Below are 12,660 nucleotides of genomic sequence, written 5' to 3' on the forward strand. Positions count from 1 at the left end.
GTGAGTGGATTTGAACAGAAATATCGGATATTTTTGGAGTTGTGTACGGAGGATTATTTGATTCGATACGCTAACAAGGGATTGTACAAACGGTCTCTGAAAGAGTTGGATAATGGCGTGACTGTGCAATACACCTGGAATGATGCCTCTGTGAGTTGTCAGTTGAGTGATGGTACACATTGTACACTTGAAAATACACTGGATCATTGGCAGTGCTCCTGTCCTTCAGACAACATTTGCAAACATATACTGATTTCAATTTTGTATTATCAACGGGAACATCAGACAGAGGATACATTAAATCAGGGTGAAGCAGCGTCATCAGCAGAGTTGGAGCCTGAGTCTGTTCTGGTAACGGAGTCCCGCTTCCGCTGGATGATTGAATCGGATCTTGCTCCTTTAATTAAATCGTTTAGTTCTTCCTTGATTGAGGAGGTTCTGTTCCGATTAAGATATCCCGAGCAGATTGAAGTATTGGAAGATTCTCTTCTAACGGTGCGACTGGTGAAACAAGAAATTGAGGTTTCGTATACAGAGGAAGCTAGTCTCGCTAAGGCACTGTGCAAAATAAAACAAACTGCCGGCAATATGGCCAAGCTTGAAGCATTATTGCGATATCGTATGCAACAAGGTTTGGATGATACGGAAGCCATAAGTGGAAGAGTCCATGATACCACGTTTTCACTTCAAACGGTACGGGAATGTCGTTCCATGCTGGCAGGTCTGTTAAAGACGGGACTTGCTCGTCTACCGCAATCGTATATGACTCAATTGGAGACACTGGCCATTACGGCCCATAGTGGTCATCTTCCTGAAATTGAGCGGAGTTTACGCGGGATTCAAGGGGAACTGCTACTGTTTTTTAACCGACACGTGCGGTTCTCCATGCAATCGATGCTTGATCGGGTAAGCAAGTTGTATCTTGCATTACAGGTGCTTGAACAAGAGAAGGTATCTGCGTTCAAACAAAGTCAGCTCATAGGCAGTTTCCGAAGTAAATACTATACGGTTCCAGAGCTGCATCTGTATGGACTGGGTGCTGATGCATGGCAGACACGCTCTGGTTACCGTGGAATCACTTATTACTTTTATTGCTTTGATGATGCGGAGATCTATACGTACAGCGATGTGCGGGCGGTATACTATGAAGATAATCAATTCTCATATACAGAGCATTATGGTTCCTTCACTCCGTGGCTGCCCAATCTGACTTTTCGTCAATTTGCCGGGGAAGAGATGCAGTTTCGCTCGGTCAAAGTAAATGAAGAGCATAGACTCTCCTCCGGGGAAGGTGCAAGACTTACGGTGCTGCCCCGAACAGGAGTTGAAGAGGTAAATCTGGGCAAGTACATGCAAGATGTAGCTTCCGTACTTGCTGAGGATTCACGCCCATTTGAGTTATTTTCCGTTCCGCAAGAGCGACTGGCAATGATTAAGGTTGCCCGGGTTGTAGAGCATCGCTTCGATAAGCAATCTCAGGACCTTATTCTAACCATGGAGAGTGACCAAGGGGAGACGTTGGATCTGACTCTTCCTTATTCAACGGAATGGGAGACCATGATCAAAAGGTTGGGGTCAGGTTATGGACCAAGAACACTCGAACAATTTTATGCTTTTGTACGTATAGAGCAACAACGGATATACCCGATCAGCTTTCTGAAGGGTCCAACAGTGATCAGTCTGAAACTGGATACGGGTTATGGAAGGACGGGGAGAATTGGAAGACTATAGTCAGTTGATGCAGAAGATCAGCAGCTGGTCAGAAGAGCTGTTGCTTCGCGGGTTATCCCAATTCACACTGAAAGATATTGAAGTATTGGAACAGCTAATCGTGGAGACCTCGAGGTTCCAAATGACTTTCCTTCGTGAAATACTGGAACTCATGATCGAAGAGGGCCGAAAAACTGCTCTGGGGAGCGGTAATGAGGAGCATATGTTGCTTCATTATTGCCGCCTCACACAGTATGTACAGCTCAGCACTCAGGAATCATCCTGAACTGATTGACACATAAAGAATTGCAGAAGCGTGAGCCTCTGCAATTCTTTTTATTTCATTTAAGTAAATTAGGTTTTTAAATCCTCCAAAGTTAACGGTTATATTCGCTCAGATGTCATATCCCCGCTTATGATGCATACCCATACCATTAGGCGAATGCTGTCTTAAGGAGGAAACAGGCATGTCCATGAGCGAACCTCTATTAACGCAAATTTTCAATCAACATATCCCGGCTGACGCAACTGTCGTCACCATTGATAAACCGGTCAAACATCCGGCTATTTATGCTTCAGATTTAACGGGAGACGGAATGCCGGAGATTGCTGCTGTATATCAGCAGGGCGGAGAATTAATGCTGCTTGTTCTGAAATTTTACCAAGGTCACTGGATCAAGATGTCTTTGACGAAAGGCTTGGGTTATGGCGTTACCTTGCTGACAGCGGCATCTGTAACATCCACAGCGAGGAACAATCTCATTGTCGGCTGGCAGATCGGTGCGATCTGGTCGAAGCTTGCTGTATACGATTGGACGGAATCAGGACTGACAGATCAGGCGCCAAAAGATTTGTATTACAGCCATGCGGAAATCATCGATATGCCGGGTCACCACGGCAGAGATGGTAAAGTAGAAATTGCACTCTGGATTCATGATACAGGTGAAGCTTATCGGGTCGAAATCATCCGCTGGCAGAATGGGAAATGGGTTCCCGCAACAGATGTATACCCGTATTACTTCCCCAAGGTCGTACAGTATTACGAACAATTGACTGAACAATTTCCAGACTACACGTTCTATTGGTACTATCTCGCAGATGCCCAGTACAAGGCCGGATTATTTCCTGCTGCACTCGTTTCGGTCCAAAAAGCGCTAAGCTTCAGTTCCCCGTACCCTTCACGGGAAGTTCTGCTTGAGCTGGAAAAGAAAATTAGGCAAGCCATGGGTACAGAGGGTCCGCGTGAAACGACGTGGTTATTTCCGATATCGGTCAGGACAACGACTGGAACCCGGTGGGGTTATATGGACGCCCAAGGTCGTATTCGACTGGAACCAATACTTGACGATGCCCAAGACTTCCAACGAAATGGCCTGGCTGTTGTGGTAAAAGACGGGAAGACTGGCATCATCAATCTTAACGGACAATTTGTCGTTCAACCTGTATACGATTCCATTAATTCTTTTTCAGAAGGTCGGGCCATTGTCATTGATTCCCAAGGGTTCAAGATGATTGATGAACAAGGCGCAGTATTGACCAAACGGGCATATCCCTTTATTGCCGATGTGAAGGACGGTCGAGCGTTGTTTTACCTTTCAGACAGCAGTCAGGCAGGTGGGGAAGTCAGTCGCTACGGTTATTTGGACACCTCTGGAAATGAGGTCATTCGGGCGCAGTTCGCTTCAGCGAACGATTTTCAGGATGGCAAGGCCGTGGTGCAGATCAAGGAAAATGAATATGCGTTAATTAACCAAAATGGTCAGCGGCTGGCGACGTATCCATATGCCTATGTAGGACCTCTGGGTAACGGATTACTTCCTTTTCAGAAAGAGGCATCGGGGAAATACGGTTATATCGACGAAAGTGGTCATATCCGAATTCAGCCGAGCTTCACATCGGCATTTCCGTTCAGTGGTGGGTACGCTATTGTGAATACCGCGGAGGATTACAACTACATCTATGGCGTTATTAATACACAGGGCACATTTACCATCCAACCCGCCTACAATGACATTCGAGACCTGGGAGAGCATCGGCTGGCCCTGGGGCAAGCAATTGATCCCAAACAGTCTTTTCTAGGTTCGGTCTATGCAATTGCAGATGTCAATGGTAGAAAACTTTCGGATTTTGTATATACGGATGTATCGAATTACAAGGGAGGCCTGGCTTCAGCCACGAATGGAACACAAACGTTCTTTCTGGATCTAAATGGTCGACCTGCATCAGGATACCCCCGTGTAGAAGGCTCGGGCACACTTGAATTGGTAGCTCCCGATCTGATCAAGGCGTATGTGGATCAACGCGTATCCTATGTAAACCGGGCCGGGCAGATCATTTGGCGGCAAAATACGATTGTTCCGCTTCACCCACCTTATCGTGTAAGGGAAGAGAAATATAAGCCAAACCCTAATTACCTCGTGTATTATCCGCAGGTGGAAGGGTTAACCGATCAAGCTGCTCAACTTGCACTAAATGCGAAGTTAAAGGCACTTTCCCAAGTGAAGCCCATCCCTGCGGATCAGAAGCTGGATTACACATATACAGGGGATTTTGATATTACCTTCTACCAGCAGCAATTGCTTCAACTCAAACTCACAGGTTATAACTACCCTGCTGGTGCAGCACACGGCATGCCAACGATGATCTATGCAATCATTAATCTGAGCAGTGGTCAGATGTATGAACTCAAGGATTTGTTTAAACCCAACAGTGATTATGTGAAGGTGCTTAGCAAAATCGTAGGAGATCAGATCAAGAATGATCCACAGTACTCTTATGTTTTTCCGGACACCTATGAGGGAATAAGCCCGGATCAGCCTTTTTTTGTCACAGCAGATGCACTGCATCTATACTTTAGCCCTTATGAAATTGCTCCTTATGTCGCGGGATTTCCGACATTTACAATTCCTTTTACCCAGATCAAGGATATCATTAATACAGAGGGTTCATTCTGGAAAGCTTTTCACGAGCTACCGTAACTAATCCATTTCACCCCGTAACCTAATGCCTACGAATGGTGTTTAGATAGGGGAGGGGATTTGGATTGTTGCTGAATGCTGTTCAACGTTTTCTGATTTTGGGAATTGAGTTCGTTATCGTGATACTGAGTGCCTTAATCGCACTTGAATTTCTGGAAGGGTTCAAAATCGCAACGAGTGAGTATTATGGCTTACGAAATGCGGGTCACATCTTTTTTCTTCTGATTTTCATCACCTTTAGTCCATACGTATTCGCATTTTATACTGTAGTTGTAAGTCCAATTTCATGGCTTCTGCGTAAATATGTCCCCTTTATTATCGCCAGGGTACTTATATATAGTGTCAGTTGTGGGTTATTAGGCTCGTGGGTATTTGATCAGATGTTCAGTGACTACATGATCGAGTCGTATTCTCTGAACCGAGCGACTTCCATCTGGCTATTTGCTCTTGCGGGGCTGATTTACGCAGTAGTAGAAAATAGGGTTATACAACGGCATAAAATGCGAGCAGAGAACATGGAAATTTCAAATCAGGTTTGAGAAGCAGAAGGGTGGTAAGATCTCTCAAAGAGATCCATTTTCTGCTCCGGATTATTCCTCACGAAGTTCGAAATTATTCATTCGTCATCGACAAGAGGCCATATGTTCCATATGGTCTTTTTTTGTTTGCCTCAATTTTATTTGAAACAAAACAGAAGGATGCCATTTATTATCCGTATAGAGGTATTTTTGCTCCGTTTTGAGGTAGTAGCCGATCGATATCCTGTGAGATATTAATTGGGCGTATATAACACTGCGTGATATTGAGAATGATTATTAATGTCAGGAGGAGCAGGATGAACACCACATCTGAAGTATCCGGTTTAATGGAAGTAACCAAGGAGCGGAAAGGTTTGCTAATTACAGCAAGTATCTTCTCGGTATTATCGAGTCTGCTGCAAATGGTTCCATTTATCGGAGTGTATAAAATTGTCGAAGAACTGTTGATCCATGCTCGGGAGCCATCTGCCCTGGACAGGGATTTGCTGATGTATTGGGGATTCGTCTCTTTTGGAGCGCTGATCGCCGGTCTTATCGCACTCTATATCGGAGGAATGTGCTCGCATATCGCTGCGTTCAACATCCTGTACCAGCTCAGAGTAAAGCTTGCCAACCATGTGGCAAAAGTGCCGATGGGGTATCACACTCGAACTGCGACAGGTGAGCTGAAAAAAATCATTGAAGTCAGCGTTGAGAAAATAGAGAAGTTTATCGCGCATCAGCTTCCCGATCTGGTGAGTGCGATCGTCATTCCACTGGTACTGCTTTGCTATTTGTTCTGGCTTGACTATCGTATGGCACTGGTCTTGCTTGTTCCCATGATTATCGGGTTTTGGCTGCAAAGCAGCCTCTTCCGAAGTGAACGGGGGCGTCAGGCATATCGTGATTTTCAGCATGCGATTGAAGAGATGAACTCAACAGGGGTGGAATATGTAAGAGGAATGCCGGCTGTAAAAGTATTCGGTATTACAGCGGACTCGTTTCTTACCTTTAAACAGGCGGTAACGCGTTATCGCGATATTTCGTTGAGAATAACCGATTTATGCAAGACGTCGTATGGCATGTTTTTCATCATCATTATTTCACTGGTGACCTTTATTGTTCCGATTGGCATTTTACTTTCCAGCGGAAACGCAGGCAATCAGTCTTTCGCGATCACCTTTATTCTTTTTCTGATCATTACACCAAGTTTGTCCGCGCCACTCTTGAAGCTGATGTATCTGGGCAGTGGCATGCGTGAGATTGTGGAGGGTCAGAATCGAATCAAGGCTGTATTTGCCGAGTCGGTTGTACAGGAACCTCTCACTCCGCAAGTGCCCGATACATATGAAGTGGCTTTTCGGCAGGTATCCTTTGCTTATGAACAAAAGGATAGCGAAGCGTTCAAACCTGTACTTCAAGAAGTTGATTTTGTAGCTAAAGCAGGACAAATGACCGCATTGGTTGGACCTTCAGGTGGCGGAAAATCTACTATTGCCAATCTGCTTCTGCGTTTCTGGGACGTGCAGCAAGGCGAAATTACGATCGGCGGGGTTCCCATTCAGAAAATGGGGACAGAGAAGCTGATGGAGACGGTTTCGTTTGTCTTCCAGGACGTACATCTGTTCTACGATACGATTGAGGAAAATATCCGAATGGGCAATACAGCTGCATCACGGGATGACGTCATTGGTGCGGCTCGAACAGCTTGTTGTCATGAGTTTATTGAGAAGCTTGATGAGGGATATGACACCAAAATTGGAGAAGGCGGTACGTACCTGTCTGGCGGTGAAGCTCAACGGATTGCCATTGCGAGAGCTTTACTCAAGGATGCTCCCATTCTCGTATTGGATGAAGCGACAGCGTACGCCGATGCAGAGAATGAACATAAAATCCAGCAAGGTCTGGCCCAACTGGTTCAAGGTAAAACGGTCCTGATTATTGCTCATCGTCTAACAACGATTCGTTCAGCTGAACAGATCCTGGTCATTCGCCAGGGTACCATTATTGAGCGAGGTACACATGATCAATTACGCGAGGCAAACGGTTTGTATGAGAAGATGTGGCAGGCCCATATTCATGCAGCTTCCTGGAAGCTTGGAGGTGCGAAGCAATGAGGAACTATTTATACAACATATCGGGTGGTAACCCCCGCAGTCTGCTTCCATCCATCATAGCCGCCATTCTGGACGGGATTGCCAAGATCGTTCCGGCTGCGCTGCTCGTTGATATTTTCAATACGATATACAAATCCTTCGCTGAACCGGATAAGGGACTGGACATCCAGCGCATGTGGATGGTGTGCTGCATTCTGTTTGCATGGCTGTTGGTGGAATATGCGGCTTACTCTTCTCTCTATGATAAAACCTATCGGGCAGCATACAGCCTCGCCGCAACGGGGCGTTTGAAGCTGGCTGAACATATTCGTCATCTATCATTGGGTTTCTTCGGCAAAAGGGACCCGGGGGATCTGACCAATCTGATTCTGAGTGATTATGGGCAGGTGGAGCATACGATCTCTCACAATCTGTCACAGCTCATCAGCGCCATTGTGCTGCCGGTGTTGGCTTTTGCTGGACTCCTGTTTATAGATTGGCGCATGGCAGTGGCGATGTTCGTCGCTGTTCCACTTGGTGTGGCCTTGTTATGGATGACAGACTCCATTCAGGCTCGCTTAAGCGAAAATCATGTGAGAGCCAAGAACGAAGCAGCCAGTCGACTGCAAGAGTATTTAACTGGAATTCGTGAGATCAAAGCCCACAATATGGGCGGAGAACGATTTGAACGGCTGCGTCGCTCTTTTGATGAGTTGAAGTCGGCATCCATTCGGTTGGAAGGCATTATGGGTCCGATGATAATGGGGGCGATGCTGCTTGCGCGTTCCGGGATGACGTGGATGATTTTGGCGGGAAGTTATTTGCTTGCTGGCGGGGAATTGACATTGCCGATATTTCTGCTGTTTTTGCTGGTCGGTACAAAAGTATTTGAACCTCTGACCGTTGCGCTGATGAGTTATGGTGAAATGCGATACTCCGCATATAGTGCACGGCGCATTATGGAAGTGCAGCAGGAGGCGCCAATGACAGGAACAGACAGCGTACAACCTAATCAGGCCATTTCGTTTGACCGCGTAACCTTTGGCTATGATGATGAGCTGCCTGTGCTGAAGAATTTGTCATTTACCATCCCTCCGCATACGATCACTGCACTTGTTGGGCCTTCCGGCAGTGGCAAAAGTACGGTTACCCGTCTCATTGCGCGTTTCTGGGATGTGCAGTCAGGTATCATTACGATTGGCGGACAGCCCATTAGCGGCATGGACCCGGAAAAACTATTGGAGGATATCTCTGTTGTCTTCCAGGACGTCTATCTGTTCCAGGATACAATCGGTAACAACATACGTGTAGGGAAGAAAGAGGCTACCCAGGCAGAAATCGAAGAAGCAGCACACCGGGCTTGCTGTCATGAGTTTATCGCAAGTTTGCCTCAAGGATATGACACGTTAGTGGGAGAAGGCGGCTCGACGTTATCTGGTGGGGAAAAACAGCGTATATCGATTGCTCGTGCGTTATTGAAAAATGCATCCATCGTATTGCTGGACGAAGCTACGGCGTCACTCGACCCGGAAAATGAAGCCGCAGTACAGCAAGCGATTAATGAGCTGGTCGCGAACAAAACGGTAATCCTGATCGCCCATCGTTTGAAAACGATCCAAAATGCGGATCAGATCCTTGTTCTGGATCAGGGCCAGCTGGTGGAACAAGGAACGCATGAGCAATTATTGATTGGCTCGGGCATCTATTCGCGTCTGTGGCAATTACAGCATGATGCCGAGGGATGGCAGGTAAAGGTATAGCGATGCACGCAGTCTTCCAAACCAGATAGATGAATTGACTCAAAAGGAGAATAATTTAAATGTTAAAACGAATTTCTATATGGATTGCTTTATGCTCCATACTGATGCTTACGGCTTGTGGAACGGATCAGACAAGCAGTCAGGAGGTTAGTTCGTCAGAGGGAACGGCGCAAGCGACAACGAAAGTCATCACCAATCCAAATGGAGAAGAAGTTACGATTCCCCTTCATCCGGAGCGGATTGTGGATCTATCCGGCTCAACAGAAGAATTACTGATCGTTGGCAAAACGCCTGTCGCTACCACCAGCGCCGATTATGGGCAGCAGGATCAGATCACTCCACCCCTTAAAGACAAGTTGGATGCCAATACCGTGGTTCTGGGGTGGCTCGGCAGCAAATTCAGTATAGAAGCAGTGACTGCATCAAACCCGGATCTGATCATTCTGGGAAAGGATTTTAATACAGATCAGTATGAAACCTTATCCTTGATCGCTCCGACGATTGTATTACCATACTCGTATTATGATTGGAGAGAACGTCTGACGTTCCTGGCAGATGCGTTCGGAGAAGAAACCAAAAAGGATGAGTTCCTGGCTAAATATGATGCAAAATCAGCGGAGTGGAAGCAAAAACTCGAATCGGCTGTGAAGGGTGAATCTTTTGCGGTCATTGAAACCTATCCCAATAATCTGGTGATCTATTCGAATAAAGGTGCGGCCGAGATGTTGTACGGCGAGTGGGAACTTAAACGCACAGAAGGTATTCCTGAGCCCGAAGGCTGGGGAGGCAAACAGATCAGTATAGAGGCGCTGATCTCCGTCAATCCGGACCAGCTGGTGCTGATGGAGAATAGCGAGAACAAGATGGAAGACAGCAAGGTATGGAATAACATGAATGCCGTCAAGGATGGCAAGATCTATAAAATCTCCAGCGTAGATAACTACAATTATTCTTATACGGCTATGGGACGAATGGAGCTTATGGATCGTTTGGGTAACATGATATTGGAAGGACAGAAGTAACGCAGAACAGAAATATAACGAAAGCTTTAAAAGTTAACGATTCGCCATGGAGGGGCTTCTCAACAAAAGTTGAGAAGCCTTTCTTGATTCCTTGAATAGGATGATTAAGAACATAATGGAATATTTTTCTGTTATACTACATGGATATGTGTCTACATACATTCAACTAAATCCATATGAAAGGAGGCATTCATTTGAGAGAAGCGGGATTTTGGATTAGATTTGGAGCAAACTTGTTGGATGGAATTATCGTTTCAATACCTTTAGCCATTATTGTAGGTGTACTGACAGGGAATTTTGATCGTGACGAGCCTTTAGCCAAACTACTGGGTGGATTATATTCCATTTTATTACCTGTATTATGGAGTGGCCGAACGATAGGAAAGCGAATTTGCGGAATTCGAATTCGAAAATACGGTACACATGAGCCACCAGGAATAGGAACCATGCTGATGAGAGTTGTTGTTGCAGGACTGGTATATGGAATTACATTTGGTATTGGTTTCATTATAAGTGTTTTCATGGTGGCGATACGTGAAGACAAACGGGCAATACATGATTTTATCGCGGGTACCGAAGTTGTATGGGACTAAACATGAGAAAGCGAGCCCTGGCGTAATATAATTGTGTTATTGTATTCCACTTATCACTCATATTCACCCACACTACAGACGATGAACAGTGTTCATCGTCTGTTTTTTTTATGCTCTCATAAGTACAGTCACAAACCCGCGCCACCACTGCATTTTTAAGGCATTGCAGAAGATTATATAGAGAATTCGTCTATCGTTTTGGCTAAATGATCATTTGGTTATGACGAAATCAACATGTCATTTTAACTTTTGCGAATATCGCTATAATGGGCTCTCCCTTACTCTGAGGTAGAGCACAGACATTCCCAAAAGGTGGAGGATAAGATCCATGAGAAGAAAAGTGTTAGCTACAAGTTTGATGATGCTGTTATTAGGTACAACGATCCTGGGGTGTTCGTCCGGAGACAGTAAAACGGGCGAGGCTGATAAAGGAACACCAAGCGGATCAACGGAAGCAACCACTTATCCGATTCAAACGGATAAGACGCTTACGTACTGGGGTGAAATTAACGGAAACCTGATCGGGGTCAAAAATTCGCACAGCGAAATTCCATTCTTTCAAAAATGGCAGGAAAAAACCGGCGTGCCACTCAAATTCACGGCACCACCGACAGGTCAGGTCAGAGAATCCTTTAACGTAATGCTGGCTTCCGGGGATTTGCCTGATATGCTGGAGTACAATTTCATTGGAGATTTCCCGGGTGGACCGGAGAAAGCCATCAATGATGGTTACATCCTTAAGCTGAACGATCTGATTGACCAGTATGCTCCGAATCTGAAGAAATACCTGCAGGACAATCCGGATATCGACAAGATGGTCAAAACGGATAGTGGCAGCTACTACGTATTCCCTTTCATTCGGGGAGATGAGTATCTTCGTGTCTTCCAGGGACCCATCATTCGTCAGGATTGGCTGGATGAACTGGGACTGCCGGTTCCGGAAACGATTGATGAGTGGACTACAACCCTGAGAGCTTTTAAAGAGAAAAAAGGCGCATCTGCTCCGTTCTCTGTTGTAAGTAAGCCACGATTCTTTAACGATTCCGGTAATGGTGCTTTCCTAGGCGCCTTCGGTGTAAACCGCGGATTCTATCAGGAAGACGGACAGATCAAATTTGGTCCTGCGGAAGAAGGTTTCAAAGAATACTTGACGTTATTTCAGGAATGGTACAAAGAAGGTTTGATTGATAAAAACATCTCAACAGCAGATACCAAATCCGTTGACGGCAACCTCGCTTCGGGTGCTACTGGCGCTAGTGTCGGTAACGCAGGCGGAGGTATCGGCAAATGGCAGCCGCTCGTAGAAGCAAATGATCCGGATGCCGTTCTGGTCGCCGCTCCATATCCGGTACTTAAAAAAGGTGATATTCCTAAATTCGGCCAGCTTAATCAGGGTTATGCCTCGGAAGGCACGGTTGCCATCACGACGGCAGCCAAGGACCCGGAACTTGCCGTTCGCATGTTGGATTACGGCTACAGTGAGGAAGGACACATGTTCTTCAACTTCGGTGAAGAAGGTGTCAGCTATAACATGGAAGGCGATTATCCGAAATTCACGGATTTGCTGCTGAAGAATCCGGATAAACTCGCTCCTGCACAAGCAATTTCACTATATGCCCGCAGCAGCTATAACGGTCCATTCGTTCAAGACAAACGTTATGCCGAGCAGTTCTTTGCATTACAGACTCAACGTGATGCCATTGATGTATGGAAGAATACACAGGCTGCCAAATATAATCTGCCATCAATCACACCTACACCTGAAGAGAGCTCCGAGTACGCGACCATCATGAATGATATCAACACGCTCGTCGACGAGATGACCATCAAGATCATTCTCGGCAACGAACCAGTGGATCAATTCGAGAGTTATGTCGCGAAAATGAAATCGTTACATCTGGATCGAGCGATTGAAATTCAAACAGCAGCACTCGAACGCTACAACAACCGGTAATTGTAAAAGGGGAGGGCACTTGCCCTCCC

General features: G+C 45.9%; 9 protein-coding genes. All 9 read left to right on the top strand.

Going from position 1 to position 12,660, the window contains the following annotated elements; translation table 11 throughout:
• The 9 genes from RS891_RS16215 to RS891_RS16255 all read left to right on the top strand — a co-directional run bounded on the left by RS891_RS16215 (position 1) and on the right by RS891_RS16255 (position 12,631).
• Positions 1–1,731, top strand: coding sequence for a hypothetical protein (locus RS891_RS16215; RefSeq protein WP_315792292.1), 1,731 nt, complete (start codon positions 1–3; stop codon positions 1,729–1,731).
• Positions 1,718–1,996, top strand: a complete 279-nt coding sequence (locus tag RS891_RS16220; protein WP_315792293.1) for a hypothetical protein — start codon at positions 1,718–1,720, stop codon at positions 1,994–1,996. Before RS891_RS16215 ends, RS891_RS16220 begins: the two co-directional genes overlap by 14 nt.
• A 181-nt stretch (positions 1,997–2,177) precedes the next feature.
• A complete protein-coding gene (locus RS891_RS16225) occupies positions 2,178–4,688 on the top strand; it encodes a WG repeat-containing protein (protein WP_315792295.1) in 2,511 nt (836 codons plus the stop codon).
• 65 nt (positions 4,689–4,753) lie between these two features.
• Positions 4,754–5,227 carry a hypothetical protein gene (locus tag RS891_RS16230; protein WP_315792297.1) on the top strand — a complete coding sequence of 158 codons (474 nt, stop codon included), beginning with the start codon at positions 4,754–4,756 and terminating at the stop codon, positions 5,225–5,227.
• A 296-nt stretch (positions 5,228–5,523) separates the two neighbouring features.
• A complete protein-coding gene (locus tag RS891_RS16235) occupies positions 5,524–7,323 on the top strand; it encodes an ABC transporter ATP-binding protein (RefSeq protein ID WP_315792299.1) in 1,800 nt (599 codons plus the stop codon).
• Positions 7,320–9,062, top strand: coding sequence for an ABC transporter ATP-binding protein (locus RS891_RS16240; protein WP_315792301.1), 1,743 nt, complete (start codon positions 7,320–7,322; stop codon positions 9,060–9,062). Before RS891_RS16235 ends, RS891_RS16240 begins: the two co-directional genes overlap by 4 nt.
• A 59-nt stretch (positions 9,063–9,121) precedes the next feature.
• On the top strand, positions 9,122–10,084 hold the full coding sequence (locus tag RS891_RS16245) for an ABC transporter substrate-binding protein (protein WP_315792303.1): 963 nt from the start codon (positions 9,122–9,124) through the stop codon (positions 10,082–10,084).
• A gap of 176 nt (positions 10,085–10,260) precedes the next feature.
• A complete protein-coding gene (locus tag RS891_RS16250) occupies positions 10,261–10,677 on the top strand; it encodes an RDD family protein (protein ID WP_397386841.1) in 417 nt (138 codons plus the stop codon).
• A gap of 328 nt (positions 10,678–11,005) precedes the next feature.
• Positions 11,006–12,631: a type 2 periplasmic-binding domain-containing protein gene (locus RS891_RS16255; protein WP_315792305.1), complete on the top strand. Its 1,626-nt coding sequence runs from the start codon at positions 11,006–11,008 to the stop codon at positions 12,629–12,631.
• Positions 12,632–12,660: the final 29 nt, after the last annotated feature.

The organism is Paenibacillus sp. BIC5C1, from assembly GCF_032399705.1.
Classification (GTDB): Bacteria; Bacillota; Bacilli; order Paenibacillales; family Paenibacillaceae; genus Paenibacillus; species Paenibacillus taichungensis_A.

What these genes read in the sequence shown, in the direction of transcription:
- RS891_RS16250 (WP_397386841.1), top strand. Translation starts at nt 10,261, where the DNA reads ATGAAAGGAGGCATTCATTTGAGAGAAGCGGGATTTTGGATTAGATTT.
- RS891_RS16245 (WP_315792303.1), top strand. Translation starts at nt 9,122, where the DNA reads ATGTTAAAACGAATTTCTATATGGATTGCTTTATGCTCCATACTGATG.
- RS891_RS16255 (WP_315792305.1), top strand. Translation starts at nt 11,006, where the DNA reads ATGAGAAGAAAAGTGTTAGCTACAAGTTTGATGATGCTGTTATTAGGT.
- RS891_RS16225 (WP_315792295.1), top strand. Translation starts at nt 2,178, where the DNA reads ATGTCCATGAGCGAACCTCTATTAACGCAAATTTTCAATCAACATATC.
- RS891_RS16240 (WP_315792301.1), top strand. Translation starts at nt 7,320, where the DNA reads ATGAGGAACTATTTATACAACATATCGGGTGGTAACCCCCGCAGTCTG.
- RS891_RS16235 (WP_315792299.1), top strand. Translation starts at nt 5,524, where the DNA reads ATGAACACCACATCTGAAGTATCCGGTTTAATGGAAGTAACCAAGGAG.